This window comes from Pedobacter quisquiliarum (assembly GCF_014642175.1).
Taxonomy (GTDB): Bacteria; Bacteroidota; Bacteroidia; order Sphingobacteriales; family Sphingobacteriaceae; genus Pedobacter; species Pedobacter quisquiliarum.
Map to the genome: position 1 here is coordinate 153,880 of NZ_BMIL01000009.1, position 17,264 is coordinate 171,143.

The following is a 17,264-nucleotide window of genomic DNA, read 5'->3' on the forward strand; positions in this document are numbered from 1 at the left end:
CGGTGTGCAAATTTAACGGACAAAGGTTTCCAGGTATGCCGGGGCACTAACCCATTCGATACCTTCATACCGGTCATTTGCCAGATCCCCATGATGGGTGGAAAACATTGAATACATATATTGGCTTTGCTGCCATTTGGCATACAGCTCCTGCTCTCCTGCCGGATCATTGGCCCTTTGTTGCTTTATGTATCCAGCAAAATCTTCCATTGAAGACAGCCTATGCAGATTGAAAGTACGTCCGGTAATCTCGAGTACATGTTCGCTGAGCGCAACAGGGCTGACCTGGAAGCTTGCGATCTGCAGATTCCTAGGTGCATCTTCGTCAAGTGCAGCCATCGCCGTAAAAGCAGCGGTATTATCCATCGTTGTAAAATCCAATTTCCAATCTTGCTTGTCGTCCCAGTACCCGATGCTTTGATCTTTCAGATTCAAAACCGGCGTATTGTATTTCAGAATGTCGGCGAAAGCACCATTAAAGATTGAAGTCGCCTTAATACCCGTTGAATCCAGGTACGCCTTAAATGTCCTGCGCAAATCAAAATTCCTGTTATTCCCTGGCTCCAATCCGTTGTAGTCGGTACAAAAATCAGAAGGTATAAACCGGCCCACCCCGGCCTTTATGGCACCGTCCAACACACGGCTTTGCAGATCTACAATCACGTCAGCCAATCCGGCAAGCGCCGAAACCACGCCGTCGACACCCGTACAAGCTTTAGTAAGCTCTTCGATACTATTCAAGTCGACAACCTTAACCTCAACGCCAAGTGTACGGAGGTTCTCAACCTTCTCCGGGTCAGTAGCGGGTCTGACCACAGCGGTTACAGACGCGCCCCTGTTAACCAGTTCCCTACATATCCTGCCGCCCAGGTTACCTGTGGCACCGGCCACTAAAATGTTCTTTATCATGTTTCAAGTTTTATGTGTTTAATTAATCTGCAAGGAAGCTGATTACAGCCTCAAGCACCTTTTCAGTTTGTTCCTCATACAGGTAGTGGCCGCTATCGGCTATTTCAACCAATTTTAAATTGTCTGCAAGTGCAGGCAGTCCCATTTTCATGTAATTGTAGCTGATGTAACTACCAACGCCCAGCACTGGCATCTTAAGCTGCTGATAGCTTTTTGCATCTTCTATGTCCTGCCCAAAACTTTGATACCATCCATTAGATGCCCTGATGCTGTCAGCATCATTGTATGCAGCCGCATATACCGCACGTTCAAAGGCCGACATCTTACGGTCATCAATCATAACATAGCTAAACAACCAGTCCAGCAGGAATTGAAATCTACCTTCAAGCAATTGCTCTGGCAGCCCTTTAACTTGATTGAAGCCCATCCACCATGCATATGGCATGTTCCCATCCATTTTTGCGCCGAAACTTCCTGCGGCAGGTATCAGTGGCATATGCAGCATCCCTTCTCCTGGGTGTGAACCATCCAGCACAATAAGCTTCTCGGTAAATGCCGGATAATTGAATGCAAAACTCATGGCTACCATCCCGCCGATATCATGTCCCATGATGTGCACTTTATCAAATCCGAGTTCCTGTACCAGCGCCAGGATGTCATCCGCCATCGTCTTTTTATCATAGCCTGAAGCTGGTTTTTCGGAGCTTCCCATTCCCCGGATATCGACAATGAACACGCGGTAGGCTTTGGCGAGTTCAAGCGCTATTGGTCGGTAGGAATACCAGGTCTGCGGCCATCCTGGCAAACAGATAAGCGGCATGCCTTCGCCGCCCTCCACCCAATGTAAGGTAACACCATTTACAGTCGAATAGTTATTTTTAAAACCTGGAAAGTCTTTAAGAAGTTCATCATCTGCAATAGCGCCCCGGCTTAAACTTGATTGCACATTCGGTTGAGTCATAATTTGTTGTTTAGATTAGGACTCAAAAGTAGCGCGGAAAGCCACACCTGATTCTACCAACTGGTAGATAATGAAATCACCTGATGTTTTTGCGAATCCGGCTCAGTGCATTCGGTGTGATCCCCAGTATCGCTGCCAGCTGCTTCACGGGGATTTTCTTTAGAAATTCAGGATTATTCATGAATGATAGATAGCGCTCTTCGGCAGTCATGGTCTGGAAATTGATAATCTGGTCGATCATCCTTACCGACGTTTCCTCCCAGATCTTCCGCCCAAACACCTCCCATGCAGAGATATGCGCATAGAGAAAGTCCATGTCTTTCTTGTCAATGACCACCAGCTCCGAATCTTCAATGGTTTCAATATTGAATCTGGTTGGCCGCTGTGGATTTAGGCTTGAGATCTCCGTAAAGAACTCATTTTTAAAGGAGATCCAGGTCGTCATTTCCTGTCCATTCTGATCATAAAAAAACCGGATGCCACCAGACACGATGAAGAAATATTTACTGGCGACCTGCCCCTTGCGAAGTATTAATTGTCCTCTTGGCACGGAACGCTTGACACATTTGGAAAGTAGAAGCTGCAGATCTGAATCGTGAATACCAACAATTGATCTGATAAAAGTTACAAATTCCTCCATGTTGTGTGCGCGCTCGTAAGTTACGTGTACGCTAACAAAGATTTAAGCAGGAATGTTCCGACATTAAAATAACTCAAGGCTTTGCAGAACGAAACCCACTAAATAGTTTGACCAAAAAGATCGCGCTCAGAATTAGCGATGCGGCCAGAAAAATAGTATTTCATTTTCGGGAAAGATCTTTAAGTTCTATATTCCTGAAGTCGATGGGCTGTCCCTCACTTTGTAACGCAATATAGCCGCTTTTTAACAACTTCCCATCCTGTTTAATCGCCGGATCATAGCGGTTGACCACGTCTCCACCAATCTGAGGTTTTGAGTACTTCATCACGGTGTCCCCATTGATGATGTGTGTAATCAGAGAATCGCCAAGCACGATGAGCTCTGCCTTAACCCATTGATCACCGTCATAGGTTTTTGATGTCGAATTGATACAGTGGCGTTCGTCTAGTTTGCCTTCATAAATGATTTTAGTACCGGGAGAACACATGTTTCCTGTCGGCCGTGGCTTACCATCTCCCAGCCCGCCCAGGAACTGGAACTCCACAGAGATTGGCCAGTCTTGTTCTTTGGGCATGGTTCGCGGGTCCTGCGAATGAAACATTACGCCGCTATTGCGTAAGGTATATTCCGGTGCGCCTTTTTGCAGTTCTCCAACAAAGCGGTACTCTAATTTAAGATGATAGTATGCATATGGAACCTTGTAATACAGATGACCGAACTGATCATTGAAATCACCATATTGATCATAGCGAACCTTTATAATTCCATCCTCTGCCCTGAAGGTGTTCCCAAAATTTTCTCCCACTTCATGGTGGTGGATCTTCACAAACCAGTCCCGAATGTCTTTGCCGTTGAACAGCTTTACCCATTCCGGCTTACGATCAGCTTCCTTTATGGTTTTGAAGCTGGTCAATGCCAGGAGCAGCAGGATTGTAAGTTTAAAGACACGCATTTGCTGGATTATAGGTTGCGATTAAGTTACAAATAAAATAGTGATATAGATTAGAATAAATCACAAATTCTCAGGCCATTAATTCAAAACCACTGTCGTCACAGAACGCGGCAATATGCGGAACGTTCCACCGAACTTCTGTGATGCCGAGGGCCTCAGGTTATCATTTACGTCAGCTGTGGTCACATAAGTCTTATAACTTTTTATCGCCTTGAAGTTCTTTAATGCCGGCCGGATCGTCCTTGGCTGATCACTGTAGTTTACAAACACCATCACCAACTGATCAGCTCCGCCATTAAAAGCAGAGACCATCACATCCTGAGCAACTTCAACGTCGTTGCGACCATCATTCCTGCTGGTTATCAAGCGCTTCATACCGGGTCGCACAAAAAGGCTGTAGTTCCCCATTGCCCAAAGATTTTTGGTGATGGTAAAATCACCATCTGTATACTCCGGATTGGCGGGTGATAAGGCAATCAGGTAGTACCGTGTGTCCCAGGCTGCACTGCCGGGTTCCCAAACATTCCAAAGCTGCCATGCCGCAGCATTACCAATTGTGAGGTCCTGATTGATGATCTTCGCCAGAAAAAGTGCACAATCCATCTGACTGCGCTTGGCCTTCGTTCCCTCTCTGAATCCATCCCCAAGCATGGAATACTCCGATTGCCAGTATTCAAGCTGGTATTTGCTTGCCGTATCCCGCACATGCTTACGCACCGCAACCATGGCACTGTCGCCATTTTCTGTAAAGTAACTGTGTCCAGCGATGATGCGAGGTACCTGTTTAAAGTTCTGTAGACTGGTTTTACTAGGATTCCCGAAGAAGCTTTGGATCTGATTTGAAGCTCCTGATTGTCCACCATACAAGTAAGTGAGCATACCCGCCTCCGGGGTCAGTATCTGCGTATTCAGCTGCTTTCTTTCCAGGGATGCATTCAAGTTACCTACAACTTTATGGATATCAGCATTGCTCCATGGACTACCTTCCTGGCTGGCCTCACCATGTTTATTGGACCAATCCCACTGGGGTTCATTCACCGGACTGATGTATTTAAAATGCAGTCCCTCCCCATCAAAGTGTTTGATCACCTCCGTCAGGAAATCAGCATAGGCTTCATACTTGTCGGCTTTCAGGTTTGTTGTATAATCTTTCTCTGTTTTAAAGCCAAGGCCATTCTTTGTAAACTGCACCGGTGGGCTATTTGAAAAAGCGATGAGGTTTTCCACGCCATAATCCTTTGCCTTCCTAACGAACCACATGTAACCGGCCTGTTTGTTCCAGTCGTAGGTTCCATCGGGCGCAAGAAAGGATTCCACGCGCTTGCGGAAATCCTTGATACCACTGCTATCGCCCTGCTCCGCAGTACCAGCGCCAATGTTAAAGCGCCATGCAGATAAGCCTATTCCTTTAAAACTGCCATCCGTTGCCTCGGCACGACTAAACAGTAATTCCGCCAATCGCTCACGTTTCTCTTCCGGCCAGTACTTACCAATACCTTCAGAAAACCAGCAACCGGATGCGCCAAAGTTGTGAATGGTTTGTGCTTTATTATTAGCGTCGACGGAGATCTCCAGGGTCTGTACGGATCGGTTTTGCCCCTTACTGCTGAACGGGAAAAGCAACAAAATGGAAAGGGATAGATATAAATTCAGGGATTTCATCGGGAATACTTTTACACCAATATACTCAAATCATCATAGGTGTAGATCAACATCCAGCAATCGTCGGTGATAATTCACCTGTCCGAGGTGATAATTCAGATGAGTTGCCAGATGGACCAGAAAATACCCGGTCGTCATTGAATATTCGAACACCGGCCGCGGGTATTCATCGGCAAGTTGCGTTTCCGTAAGTCTGGGCAGAACGTCTTCAATAACTTTAATGGTCCGATCCAGCTCAGCCAGTAACATTTCCCTGGGTATATTCTTTAAGGAAAACTCTTCAGGCCTGTTCCGCACATATCCCGTATGCCCCAGCACGTCGCCGATATAAGTGTTTAAGTTCCCGATGAGATGCAGGCAAAGGTTACCTGCGGTGTTGGAGATGTTCCCCTCCACACGCCACAGGTTTTCTTCATGGTTGTACAGGTTTAGCTCTTCCTTCAGTTTAAGCAGATCCCGTTTGAATATGATGTTTAAGGTGTCGGTAAGCAGTGTCATCGTTAGTTCTTAATGTATGTTAAACTTAACAACAGCAGGCCCCATCCGTTTGTAAAATCTGCGTAGGCTAAGCTAGGCAGGCAGGTGAGGATATTTCTCCATCCAGCATGAACTTTCTAGTGCTGACTGAAAACAACTCCTGCATTTACTGCAGGGTGCCTGAAACGTTATCTCTTCATGCTGTTGCGGATCTTTTCGCGATGCGCCTCACCCCAAACACTTAGCTCATACAGCACCTTCCTGAGGGTTGCACTATGTTCGGTAGCTTCATAAATAATCGTCACCGGGGTGGTTGCATATACTTTCCGCTCTACAAATTCATTAAGCTCCAGATTTTTCAGCTCGTTAGCCAGGATCTTTGGCGATATCCCCTTAAGATCATGCTGAATTTCATTGAAGCGCTTCGGTCCATCTATAAGGCTTAAAATCAGGGGAAGTTTCCACTTCCCACCCAGCACATAGAGCGCATCCAGCACATGTTTCATAGAGCCGGCACACTCCTCCTTGCCCAGCACCATTTCGCAATCCTTGATCATCGTTTCCATACTCAAAGCTACGTACTTTCCTATAAGTAAGCGCTTTCCTTTAGGTAAGTACTATCTTTTTAGTAGCTGCTGAGGATACCTTTGGTGCAGCAAAAACATGTAAACTAAAAATCACAATCAATATGAAACGTATCCTTCATTTAATCTCAAGCATTCAGGGCCCTGCGTCCTACAGCATCAAACTTGGTAAAGCCGTAGTCGAAAAGATCACGGACAAATATCCAGGCAGCAGCGTTGAAGAAGTAAATCTGAACGATCTGGACCTCCCGCATCTCAATCTAAAGATCCTGCAGTCCATGTTTACCCCGGGTGAGCAGCTTACGGAAGAAGACCGGGAATCCCTGCGCTGCTCGGACGAAGCCGTAAAACAGCTGATGGCAGCAGATATCATCGTGATCGGTGCACCGCTTTATAACTTCACCATTCATACTGCCTTAAAAGCATGGCTTGACCTGATCACCAGAGCGGGCATTACCTTTACCTATGGCGAGCATGGATCTATAGGGCTGATTCAAGGCAAGAAAGTCTATGTGGCCATGTCTTCCGGCGGCGTCTACTCCGAAGGACCCGGTCAGCAGAACGACTTTGTAGCACCTTACCTAAAATCCTTCCTTGGCTTTCTGGGCATGACTGAAGTTGATGTACTCCGTGTAGAAGGTGTTAAGATCGCCGGCATTAAGGAGCATGCTTTAGAAAAGGCAATCCAAAGCATAAACATAGACTAAGCTTTCCTCTGCTGAGATGAATCCAGTCGACATGCAGCTGGCTTGGATTCATCTTTGGCAGGATTGCTGGTGTGCATATTAATTCATTAGATTTGTGATGCAATGAAGAAAATCGGATTCTTATCATTTGGACACTGGTCCAATCACCCTGCTTACGCCACCCGAACTGCAGGCGACACCTTACTACAGTCGATCGATCTGGCTGTTGCTGCCGAGGAACTTGGCGTAGATGGCGCTTATTTCCGGGTCCATCACTTTGCCGCACAGCTGGCATCACCCTTTCCGTTATTATCTGCTATTGGTGCGAAGACCAGCACGATTGAGATTGGAACCGGGGTGATTGACATGCGCTATGAAAACCCAATGTATATGGTGGAAGATGCCGGCGCAGCCGATCTGATTTCCGGCGGCAGATTGCAACTGGGCCTTAGCAGAGGATCACCCGAGCAAGTTGTTGATGGCTGGCGTCATTTCGGTTACGCACCTGCGGAAGGACAGACCGATGCCGATATGGGCCGGGAAAAAGCACTGGCCTTCTTAGACAAACTTTCCGGAAAAGGCTTTGCACAGCCGAGTCCTAATCCAATGTTTCCGAACCCTCCAGGATTGTTACGCCTGGAACCACACGCCGAAGGTCTGCGCGAACGCATCTGGTGGGGTGCAGCAACGAATGCAACAGCCATTTGGGCGGCTGAAAACGGCATGCATCTGCAAAGCTCTACGTTAAAGTTTGACGAGAACGGTAAACCCTTCCATATCCAGCAGGCAGAACAGATCAGAGCTTATAAAGAAGCCTGGAAGAATGCGGGGCATACTCGTGAAGCCAGAGTTTCGGTAAGCCGTTCCATCTTCGCAATTGTGAATGATCAGGACAGGTACTACTTCGGACAGCAAGGAAAAGGCAAAGATAGCTTCGGTTATATAGAGCCTGGTACACGAGCGGTGTTCGGGAAAAGCTACGCAGCGGAACCGGATAAACTGATCGAAGAATTGGCCAAAGATGAAGCATTACAGGAAGCAGACACCATCCTGTTAACCATACCAAATACCATAGGCGTTGAATACAACGTTCACCTCCTGTCTTCGATCTTGGAGCACGTGGCACCAGGGCTGGGTTGGCGATAACAGGCTATTGATGTGCAGCCAACTTCGTTGGCGCATGTCCAAATAGCTTTTTGAATGCGAAGTAAAAATGAGAGAGATTTTCAAATCCAACTTCAAGATAGACGTCTGAAGGACGTTGGTTCTTCTTCGAAATCAAATAGTGGGCTTGCTCCAGGCGCTTCTCCGCAAGGAGTCGAAGAAGCCTCTTAAAAACGCATTATCAGACAGGTTGATCATGGGCATACTGAGGAAATGTTTATGATTTTACCATATCCGTTTTCGCGCATTTTTGGCAACACCAACTGCGTCAAATGCATAGCCCCAAAGACGTTTACATCCATTTGATATTTTGCATCTTGTTTGGTAACATCTTCAATAGCGCCTTCGGAACCGAAGCCGGCATTGTTCACCAGAATATCAATGCTGCCAGACTCATTTATAATTTGTTCAACACAAGCCTCCACACTATGGTCCACCGTAACATCCAGTACGATGGGCTTAATCCCATAAGCGGTTAGGTCGGCCATTTTCTCGATCCTGCGAGCAGCACCATAAACATTGTAGCCATGTTCTGCTAAAAAAATCGCGGTTGCTCTGCCAATTCCAGCCGAAGCACCTGTAATTAAAACTGTCTTTTTCATCTTTGCTAATTTTGTATAACAAAGCTATTGCGTTCTCAGGTGCTGTGTTTTGTTGAAAGGGTCAACTTTCTTTGTTGAAAAGGTTAATGCATAGAAAGTAGTAGAAATCGGTAAGACGATCTCGAGCAACAGATAATGAATTGCTATCCACTCGAACATTCAGTAGATACTGCGTATCCTATTCACAAAAAAGAAATAAATGTTATACTTTGAACTGGAAACATATTTCTTGCAACAAATTACAATGATAATTAAACATGTTTGAAGAGCTAATTAAAATTGAGTCGTTTGTATTCAAAACCTTTGGATCTGAAATCGTCAATGCAAAGGAGGATAAAGCGTGTCCGGACTACTTTGGTTGCAGTTTCCAAATTGGAGGTAAACATGTAAAATTTAGAAAAGCTAAAATTACCCCTAAGAAAATAGGTCAATTCGTGACGTTATGGAAAAGAGACCCAATGGGCCGCACCCTGCCATATGATTTGGATGATGATTTTGACTTTTACATCATTCTCATTGAGCGTGCTCCTCAATGCGGTTTTTTTGTTTTTCCAAAGAAGATACTGGCCAGAATGGGAATACTAACAGCTGAGGCCAGGGAAGGGAAACGAGGGTTCAGAGTTTACCCTGACTGGGATGTCCCTGTTAATAGACAAGGTCTCAGCACAAAGAAATGGCAGAATGAATTTTTCGTCGAGCTATTCGATGAGGAAAAAACAATAGAAAAGTTGCAGAAAATATGTAGTGCGGCATATTAACCGGCAAACCTGAGCATGTTATTTTCTAATCAGCTGCGGTTTGATTGCTATCTCAATAGGAACAACCTCGACCAGTTCAAGAGACTTCACCATTTTAAGCGTGCCATTTTTATATTTAAGGAAATGAGGTGTCTTTAAATGAAATTGGTATGCTTCTTCACTGGCGTATACTTCAAAAACTGTCACCTTAGTAGGTTGCGCTTTGTCGTAAACGGCCTGCAAAGCGAGCACGCCTGGTTCTACGCGAATGGCTACCTTTGCATGCTCGGCTAGTGCTGCCTTATACTCGGCCAAATAGACCGGATCAATCTGAATATTTGCGATCCTTATTTTCCTGTTGTCCTGCTGAGCGGTAGCTGGTGTCTTATCAAAGGTTAGTAGCACCATGACGAAGGCGATTGTTAATAGACTTTTGAATCTAATTTTCATGCTCTAATTTATTTGATAAATATGCAATCAGTTACCACGATTGTCCATCTTCTGATCTTTTATGCCATGGACCTAAGCCATAATACTAAAATCCATTAACCTATTTGGCAAAACATCAAAAGGTTTTAAAGCCTAACTCAACAGTACTAATATCAAAGTAATAATTGCAGGTAATGCCTGAGTGAAGAAAATTTTCTTAGAGGAAACTAGCGCTCCATAAACTCCTGCTGTTATCACACAAGCTAAGAAAAAGCAAGCAACGTTATTTTGCCAGCTTGGATCGGAGATAAAAAGACTCCATATCAATCCTGCCGACAAAAAGCCGTTGTAGAGTCCTTGACTGGCGGCTAAACCCTTTGTGGGCTTAAATAATTCTTCAGGCAGCGCATCTCTAAAAACTCTTTTACCGGTTGTTTCCCAGGCAAACATTTCCATCCATAGAATGAACAGGTGCTCAGTAGCAACTATTGCGATGAAAACCTTTGAGATGATGTATATAGAATCCATAATTATTTAATATCTACTGTAATTAAAGATAGAAAGAAAAATAGATCTGATCACCTATGAGGAAGTCTTGAAAGTCAGCATTTGAGATTAAAACTGAGGTAAAGACCCGAACCCCTGTTAGCTAATTATACCAGTTTGAAATCCAATACTGCGGGGTTTTCGTAAATCAACCAAACCTTAAATATAATCACAAATGAAAAAAATTATTTTCTCCGCAATTGCAGTGGTAGCATTCTCTTTTGCTAATAACATGAATGTTCAGGCGCAGTCTGCGATGAGCACTACTGAAAAAACTAAAATGGTAGGTGGCGCAGCAATGTATCCGTCCAAGGACATCGTTGACAATGCGGTTAACTCCAAAGATCATACAACTCTGGTTACTGCTGTAAAGGCTGCAGGCTTAGTAGAAACGTTAAAAGGTGCTGGGCCCTTTACCGTATTTGCGCCGACAAATTCGGCTTTTGACAAATTGCCAAAAGGAACGGTGGAATCTTTGGTGATGCCCGAAAACAAAGCCACGCTAAGTAAAATCTTAACCTACCACGTAGTCGCCGGTAAAATGGACGCCGAAGCGATTCAAGCAGCAATTAAAAAAGGAAATGGCAAAGCCGAACTTACAACCGTTGCAGGAGGTAAACTTTGGGCATGGATGAAAGATGGTAAACTCGTTCTTAAAGATGAAAAAGATGGTATGAGCACGGTAACGATTGCTGATGTTCAGCAAAAAAATGGCGTAATACATGTTGTAGACACTGTATTAATGCCAAACTAAGCTCCTACTGAGTTCGAAGAACAGAAATCCTGAAAAGGGCAAGCTGACATATTTGTCAGCTTGCCCTTTTTGTTTTACCGGGTATTCCGCTCGGAAATATCCCGCTAAAAAGCGCATAAGCCTATTGTGCATTAGGCTTGGACTGTTCCTGAATGTTCTTTCAAAATACTTAGCTAGCAAATTCCGACAGTGCGGTTAGTTTCCTATGGATTGAAAGCGAACAGAATGTACAAGATCATTTTCAGTAAGGAAGTGGGGCGTAAATCCGGCGAAACATTTAAAGTCGCGGATGAAGTGCATCTGATCGAAATAGCCAAAGCGATAAGCAATGTCACTCCAGGTAGCGTTGGGATTTAACTCCTTATACTTGTAAGCATTGGTGAAGCGGATTATCCTGGCATATAGTTTAGGTGAGAAGCCAATCCGCTCAAGCGTCTTACGCTCAAACTGCCGAACACTAAGGCAAGATTGTGACGCAAGGAAGTCTATCGACAGAAGGCCCCTGGCTTGTACTTGCTGAAGCATTGCTTTATCAAAGGGCAAGGCAGGCCTGAGTTGTGAAAGCTTGTACAAGAAATAATTTTGAATCACCTCGTTTTGATCATCATTCGTCTTCGCGCCCATCAGCCTGTCAAGGACTTCTTCGACCTCAGGACCCAAAATCAGCGTCGCGTCGTAGTCTCTGTCTACAATTTCTTCGAGTGGAATGCCAAGCAGTCGATGCATTCCACATGGTGTTAAACCTACGATAACGCTTCTATGCTTTTTACCCAGGTCCAATGAAACAGAAGTTAATTGCGGCCCAATGATGATAGAGCGGGCTCGAATCTCGTATTCACCATCATTCTTTTTCACCTTCACAGGATCTTCCAAATAAAAACAAATAAAACGTGTGTAGGTGGGCACGTAAGTATAAAGCGATGAGAGATTGGTAACTAAGCTGAAATCGATATTGAGCACATAAATTCCACTGATGAATTCCTTCAATGCCGGGTGACAACAATAATATTTGAAAAACACGATTTGAGTTTAGGAGATACAATATAGTTAATTTATGTCGTATTTATACTATGCATCAGACAGTTACGAAATTACCTTTGACAAGATATTTCAATACTATCTATCATGTCAACAACGATAACCGACTACCAGGTACCGGGATACATATTCCCGATTCAACAACCAAACGGAATGGCCTGCTGGGCCACCGTAGCGACCATGCTGATGTCTTGGCGCGATCAACAAAGCTACGCCATTGAGACCGCTATGGATATTGCCGGCGACAAATATCGCAGCTTATTCGACAGCGAGGAAGGGTTAAGCGCCGGCGACCATCAGGACTTTGCCGAATCCGCTGGAATGACCATTGAGTATCCCCAATGCTATTCGCCTGAAGGCATTTACAACCTGTTGGTTAGTTACGGTCCTGTCATCGTGATTACAGACGAAGACACCAGCGAGTTCTTTGCCATCCATGCCAGGATCATTTCTGGAATTAGTGGGGACGAATCCGGTACTGTTTACCTCCACATCGTCGATCCAGGAGATGGAACTGAGTATGATGAAGACTTTGAAACCTTCGCCTCAAAGTTTGAGGCGGTAGATGGTGCGCCCAGAATTCAGGTGATGCACTTTTAACTGTCCGATGATTTTTCTTAAACCTAATAGCAATGGCAATTTTCAACAGCGATGACCTGATCAAAGCGACACTCGGAAAACTTAATGAGATTATTACTGGTGGTGATGAGTATGCGCCTGCCAATAGAAACAGTTTTATCTCCTGGATCATGCCAGGAATGCCCTTTTCAGAAAGTGATTTTGAGTTTCTGGAGAAGGGCTTCAATGGAGCCGACGCAAACGACGTGCGCCGGCTGGTGATGCAGGCGGCAGACTTCGCCATGTTCTCGGATTTGGTACCAGACCCGACCGCGGTTTATAACGCTGATCAAGGTCAAACCATGGATCGTAACAGCCAGGAACGATTGAGTAAAATTTATGGCAATATTCTGAAGTTTGCCAAGGTAACCAACCTTTCTCCTACCGATACAGAAAAAGAGAAGATGGAGAAATTCAAGAAGTTACTCTACACCATCAAAGAGGAGAAAAACCTGGTGACCGACGAAGTAAAATCTAGCGTTGTTGAAGGACCTGTTTTACAAGCCTATACTGAAAAGCTATATGCTTACGAAGAGGCCGCACTACTCTACAACCTCAAAAGAATAAATGCAGCTACAAGCGATGAAAAGCAGGCGGTACTGGACTTCTCGGTCAACGCTCCAATATATCGCAATAAGGTGAAGGCTGCAATGAATAGCTGGACTGGTGCTGGCTACAAGAACGAAGTAGAAGATATGCAAGCATATATTGCGCAGGTAACTGGCCGCAGTATGGCGGCTTGGTTTGCGGAGCTACGAGACGTGTACGACAGAGCCGCTTTCACAGAGTCGATGATCGACTTCACTTTTCATCCTGTCCGCCTATACCCTGCTAATTTCTACAAACAAAGCTGGATGGACTTCTCTTTCTCTGAAAATGAATATACCAGTCACTCCGATAAAACGACGACTAAATGGAATGTGGGTGGTGGCGTGAACCTGGGGCTTTGGAGTGCAGGTGGTTCAGCCGGTGGTAGCACCGAAAGAACGCACAGCAACGTCCAGACACAGAACTACTCCATGAAGTTCGGCCTGACACAAGTAAAAATTATCCGTCCATGGTTTGGTACCGAACTCTTTTCATGCAGGGGATGGAAGCTAGATCCGGGCACATGGACATTTGGCAATCCTCAATTATCTGATGGCGGCAACCCGCCGAATGGAAGTTTCATCGCCTATTCGACCAATGCCATCTTTGCAAAGGATCTGGAGATCCAGTTCGACAAGGGTTCATGGGAAGCTAGTAGCTTCAGAAGCCAGTTCAATGCGAGTGCATCTGCTGGCTGGGGACCTTTTAGAGTTAAGGGTGGGTATTCCAGAGGACAGGAAATACATGACTTTCATTCGGAAGACACCGGACAAGGTATCAAATGCCAGGGTATGCAATTACTTGGTTTTGTGAACCGCCTGGTGGGTACCTGTCCAAACCCAGACCCTAATGCTGCATTTGATTGATATAATTCGGAGAAAATCATGACACCTACCATTGCGATTGCCCTCATCACTAAAATGAAACTCATCTTTGAAACAGATAAGCAAGGGAATAGTGAATCTAATAAGTTTCTAGCATTTCAGAACGGCGCCTTTCCTGTGACCAAGGAGAACTTCTACTTCATGCAACCGGACAAATATGGCGTTGGTCCAATTGATACAGCGATAAAGATGTTCGACTTCTCAAATACTTTCAACTTTGTGGCTGAAGTAGGAGATTTTATCAGACCAGTAAGCGAACCTTTGCAGGAAGTCTACCATGAAACGCTAAAAAATGCCATACCCGCGAGTAACGTACGTGGTCCAGAGCAAGAAGTTAGGTTCGCAAAAGCCATTGCTTATCTAAATGAGCCCATCATACTTCCTAATGGCGAAACCACCACGAACCTGGCTAATTACGATAAGTATGAACAGCTCTATAAGATTGCTGTTAGTGAATACAAAAACAGGTCGCTAGCGAATATAAATGCTACTGGAGATGGATCGGAGGCAGTTAAGCAGCAATGGATCAACGATGAGCCAATATTGAAGAAGGATATTGAACGGAACCTTTTAATTTGGGAATCGGCCGGAAAGCGCGCTCAAGTAGAAAAATATCTAGGGGACTTTCTTTCCCTTTCAGCAGCATCACCTAACAAAACAATTGGCGACCTGAAACTTGAATATGAACTCTTTTCAAAAGCGACTTCAATCGACCATCTTGCAAACGAATTGAATTATATCCCCACTTTCTTTTCACCAATCAATTTCTTCGAAGATGATGCTGGCTGGCATGAACTGAGCCTGGACCAATCTGAAGTACAATCACTGGTCAGTAAGGCGCCAGCAAGTCTGAAAGATTTATTTGAGGTCGCTGATGATAATATTGACATCAATAAACTAAGTGTAGAGTATACTGTAGTTGAGATTATCCGAGAATGGCTGCATTATAGTGACTTTCTGCTTCAACGTTTCTGGAAACTACCAGACGGGATTGCACCACTAGCCGATGGGTCTGGCAGCGGGAGACTTCCTGCGTTTCCGCAAAAAATGATATTCGTCAGAAATCTTAAGGTAGAGATGAAGCAAGCGGTAGTTGAACCGCAAGGGACAAAAAAAGGGTTGCTCGACCTCATATTTCGAAAACTCAAACCAGCTTTCCAGACGAATATGCTTTTAAAAAATAACGAAGTGCTGAAGTTAAGAAATGACAGACATTTCAAAACCAAGGAATTGTTACTCAAGAAAAACCTTATTGATGCATCCAGCACTTCTGCTGCACCAGCAGTGAACCCGGTCTTCCACGCTAGCCTAATCAACATGATAAATGTGAATCCAAGAGTGCATCCTTCGACTATGATCAATTTAAAGACCACTGAGCAACCTGTCGTCAAAGCACGTGTTTCAAGGTTTTATAAGGCTTCATGGTCGCCAAAGGTATTTACAACGTTGAACGCACAACCAGATATGGTGGCCGCGCCCACGCCTTCAGCAACAGTGATTAGTACTCCGGAGATGGAATTACTTGCTTTCATTTGCAATCAGCTTCCGCAATGTCCATCTCCTGACCTTCAATTAAACTGGGAGGGCTAAGGCTAGCGCTTCTACAAGCCAAAATGGTCAAAGTTAATGTCGCAATTAATTACCGTTTCAGTGAGACAAAGCTTGTAATTATTCTTATGTTAAGATAAGGTTAATAAATAAACCTATTGGATTTTTTCTGTAGTAGGTCTTTTATATCTAGCATAAGTATGAATTTTACTCCGAATAAAAATTAAGAAGAAAAGGACAGCCATACGGCTGCCCAATCCAATTAACGCTCTCGAAAACAAAATAATAATTTTCGATCCTCAATTAAGATCTTATAATTGAATGTAAAGGAAAGTGTATAATTAGCATTTACCGTCTTCACATCACAGATCGTAACTTTTCAGGAGAATAGAGGCTTCTGATAGGCGTTTATTAAAGTGAAACAGTTCACTTTACACTCAACAACGAGTATTAGATAACTGATTGAAAACCTTTGTCCAGGTAATAGTACTAAGGAGTTGACACAACATTTTTTAATGCTATTTTATTTTTCATAGCATATTGTAACACATAGGAAATTGACTCAACTGTGCTCCTTGATTGTAAACCTTCGTTAATTCTGCTAGCAGCATCAATTATACTTAGGGCTTAGTACAACTGAATTCATAGACTTTCTTACAGCTTATATTTATGATTTTTAAAGTCTATGCCTTTCGCTGTTAATCGTTTAATCAGCTTTTGTTTGAGCTCATACCCTTCAGTTCCCCCCTGATAAGCCATAAACTTGTCAATATAATCTTGTACGAATAGGCTATCAGAAGTTCCGATTGTTAAAGGGGCCTTTAGATCTATTTTTAAACTGTCGATATAATAATTAATTATAGCAAACTTTTTGAAGGTTACTGCTTGTGCGAAAGGTTTTGTGCCTCCAATACGTTTTTCATAGTCAGCTCCAAACCGAACTAAGGTTTTAACCAGTCCCAAATCCAATCTGGATGCCCGAAATATTGGTGAGGTTGCACTAATATTTACCCTTTGCTCATTCGTAAAGTCTTGTTCGACTGCATAATTTGGATCTGCTCCTTTCATTAATAAAAGTTCAGCATATCTATTATCTGTTCTCCACTCTAAGCTAGTTCCAAATGGTTTGCAAGCTTCAATTAACACGCTATGCTTGGTGTAAGGGTTGATAGAATTCGAGTTAGCTCCCAATTCTATTAACCTTTTAAAAGAAGCGAACTTTTCAATATACAAACATAGCATCAGTACATTAAATCCAGATGCTGATATAACATTTAACAACTTGGGATTTTGTTTTACTATTTTTTCAATTTTAGATAGGTCCTCGTTACTTACTGCTTGAGCCAACTCATAAGCCCCGGTACTTTCAAAGGCATCTACATTTCTATTCCGTTGTGCGCATGCTTGTATAGAAAAAAGTGCACCGACCCCTTATTAGTTGGACAAAAGTTTTGAATCAGTTGTGTAATACTCGCTCGAATTTAG

19 protein-coding genes and 1 pseudogene are annotated in these 17,264 nt (G+C 44.0%); 7 read left to right on the top strand and 13 right to left on the bottom strand.

All coding sequences use genetic code 11. From position 1 onward, the window contains the following. Positions 1-12: 12 nt before the first annotated feature. The 7 genes from IEW69_RS13955 to IEW69_RS13985 all read right to left on the bottom strand — a co-directional run bounded on the left by IEW69_RS13955 (position 13) and on the right by IEW69_RS13985 (position 6,167). Positions 13-909 (bottom strand): NmrA family NAD(P)-binding protein, encoded by an 897-nt coding sequence (locus tag IEW69_RS13955; RefSeq protein ID WP_188627486.1) that lies wholly within the window; start codon positions 907-909, stop codon positions 13-15. Between the two features lie 22 nt (positions 910-931). Beyond that, on the bottom strand, positions 932-1,870 hold the full coding sequence (locus IEW69_RS13960; RefSeq protein WP_188627487.1) for an alpha/beta fold hydrolase: 939 nt from the start codon (positions 1,868-1,870) through the stop codon (positions 932-934). 76 nt (positions 1,871-1,946) lie between these two features. Further along, positions 1,947-2,510, bottom strand: a complete 564-nt coding sequence (locus tag IEW69_RS13965; RefSeq protein ID WP_188627488.1) for a Crp/Fnr family transcriptional regulator — start codon at positions 2,508-2,510, stop codon at positions 1,947-1,949. Between the two features lie 160 nt (positions 2,511-2,670). Next, positions 2,671-3,462 (bottom strand): 3-keto-disaccharide hydrolase, encoded by a 792-nt coding sequence (locus tag IEW69_RS13970; protein ID WP_188627489.1) that lies wholly within the window; start codon positions 3,460-3,462, stop codon positions 2,671-2,673. A 78-nt stretch (positions 3,463-3,540) separates the two neighbouring features. After that, positions 3,541-5,124 carry a glycoside hydrolase gene (locus IEW69_RS13975; protein ID WP_188627490.1) on the bottom strand — a complete coding sequence of 528 codons (1,584 nt, stop codon included), beginning with the start codon at positions 5,122-5,124 and terminating at the stop codon, positions 3,541-3,543. A 33-nt stretch (positions 5,125-5,157) separates the two neighbouring features. Beyond that, complete coding sequence (locus IEW69_RS13980) at positions 5,158-5,622, bottom strand: DinB family protein (RefSeq protein ID WP_229663627.1); 465 nt, start codon at positions 5,620-5,622, stop codon at positions 5,158-5,160. Between the two features lie 167 nt (positions 5,623-5,789). Further along, positions 5,790-6,167 carry a winged helix-turn-helix transcriptional regulator gene (locus IEW69_RS13985; protein WP_188627491.1) on the bottom strand — a complete coding sequence of 126 codons (378 nt, stop codon included), beginning with the start codon at positions 6,165-6,167 and terminating at the stop codon, positions 5,790-5,792. A 122-nt stretch (positions 6,168-6,289) separates the two neighbouring features. Here IEW69_RS13985 and IEW69_RS13990 point away from each other — a divergent pair, with 122 nt between their 5' ends. Next, positions 6,290-6,892: an FMN-dependent NADH-azoreductase gene (locus IEW69_RS13990; protein WP_188627492.1), complete on the top strand. Its 603-nt coding sequence runs from the start codon at positions 6,290-6,292 to the stop codon at positions 6,890-6,892. 102 nt (positions 6,893-6,994) lie between these two features. Next, positions 6,995-8,017 carry an LLM class flavin-dependent oxidoreductase gene (locus tag IEW69_RS13995; protein WP_188627493.1) on the top strand — a complete coding sequence of 341 codons (1,023 nt, stop codon included), beginning with the start codon at positions 6,995-6,997 and terminating at the stop codon, positions 8,015-8,017. Positions 8,018-8,021: 4 nt separating this feature from the next. Here the strand turns inward: IEW69_RS13995 and IEW69_RS14000 are convergent. Both IEW69_RS14000 and IEW69_RS14005 read right to left on the bottom strand, forming a co-directional pair. Further along, positions 8,022-8,183 (bottom strand): annotated as a pseudogene (locus tag IEW69_RS14000) (helix-turn-helix domain-containing protein); the annotation flags it as partial. 46 nt (positions 8,184-8,229) lie between these two features. Beyond that, positions 8,230-8,637 carry an SDR family NAD(P)-dependent oxidoreductase gene (locus IEW69_RS14005; RefSeq protein ID WP_188627494.1) on the bottom strand — a complete coding sequence of 136 codons (408 nt, stop codon included), beginning with the start codon at positions 8,635-8,637 and terminating at the stop codon, positions 8,230-8,232. Positions 8,638-8,894: 257 nt separating this feature from the next. Between IEW69_RS14005 and IEW69_RS14010 the strand changes: the two genes are divergently transcribed. Next, positions 8,895-9,395, top strand: coding sequence for a MepB family protein (locus IEW69_RS14010; RefSeq protein WP_188627495.1), 501 nt, complete (start codon positions 8,895-8,897; stop codon positions 9,393-9,395). Between the two features lie 18 nt (positions 9,396-9,413). Here IEW69_RS14010 and IEW69_RS14015 read toward each other — a convergent pair whose 3' ends face one another. Both IEW69_RS14015 and IEW69_RS14020 read right to left on the bottom strand, forming a co-directional pair. After that, positions 9,414-9,824: a putative quinol monooxygenase gene (locus tag IEW69_RS14015; RefSeq protein WP_188627496.1), complete on the bottom strand. Its 411-nt coding sequence runs from the start codon at positions 9,822-9,824 to the stop codon at positions 9,414-9,416. A gap of 132 nt (positions 9,825-9,956) precedes the next feature. Then, positions 9,957-10,331, bottom strand: a complete 375-nt coding sequence (locus IEW69_RS14020) for a DUF1304 domain-containing protein (protein ID WP_229663628.1) — start codon at positions 10,329-10,331, stop codon at positions 9,957-9,959. A gap of 193 nt (positions 10,332-10,524) precedes the next feature. Here IEW69_RS14020 and IEW69_RS14025 point away from each other — a divergent pair, with 193 nt between their 5' ends. After that, positions 10,525-11,103, top strand: coding sequence for a fasciclin domain-containing protein (locus IEW69_RS14025; protein WP_188627497.1), 579 nt, complete (start codon positions 10,525-10,527; stop codon positions 11,101-11,103). Positions 11,104-11,298: 195 nt separating this feature from the next. On the opposite strand, the gene IEW69_RS14030 is transcribed toward IEW69_RS14025, so the two are convergent. After that, positions 11,299-11,964 (bottom strand): helix-turn-helix domain-containing protein, encoded by a 666-nt coding sequence (locus IEW69_RS14030; RefSeq protein ID WP_188627498.1) that lies wholly within the window; start codon positions 11,962-11,964, stop codon positions 11,299-11,301. A gap of 264 nt (positions 11,965-12,228) precedes the next feature. Between IEW69_RS14030 and IEW69_RS14035 the strand changes: the two genes are divergently transcribed. Genes IEW69_RS14035 through IEW69_RS14045 form a run of 3 tightly spaced genes read left to right on the top strand, consistent with a single transcriptional unit; the run spans position 12,229 to position 15,821 of the window. Continuing rightward, entirely contained in the window at positions 12,229-12,741 is a 513-nt protein-coding gene (locus tag IEW69_RS14035; protein ID WP_188627499.1) for a papain-like cysteine protease family protein, read from the top strand. A gap of 32 nt (positions 12,742-12,773) precedes the next feature. After that, positions 12,774-14,213 (top strand): hypothetical protein, encoded by a 1,440-nt coding sequence (locus IEW69_RS14040; RefSeq protein ID WP_188627500.1) that lies wholly within the window; start codon positions 12,774-12,776, stop codon positions 14,211-14,213. 18 nt (positions 14,214-14,231) lie between these two features. Next, the gene (locus IEW69_RS14045; protein WP_188627501.1) at positions 14,232-15,821 is read left to right on the top strand and encodes a hypothetical protein; all 1,590 of its coding nucleotides are present in this window, start codon (positions 14,232-14,234) and stop codon (positions 15,819-15,821) included. Between the two features lie 612 nt (positions 15,822-16,433). Here the strand turns inward: IEW69_RS14045 and IEW69_RS14050 are convergent. Further along, entirely contained in the window at positions 16,434-17,126 is a 693-nt protein-coding gene (locus IEW69_RS14050; RefSeq protein ID WP_188627502.1) for an ankyrin repeat domain-containing protein, read from the bottom strand. Positions 17,127-17,264: the final 138 nt, after the last annotated feature.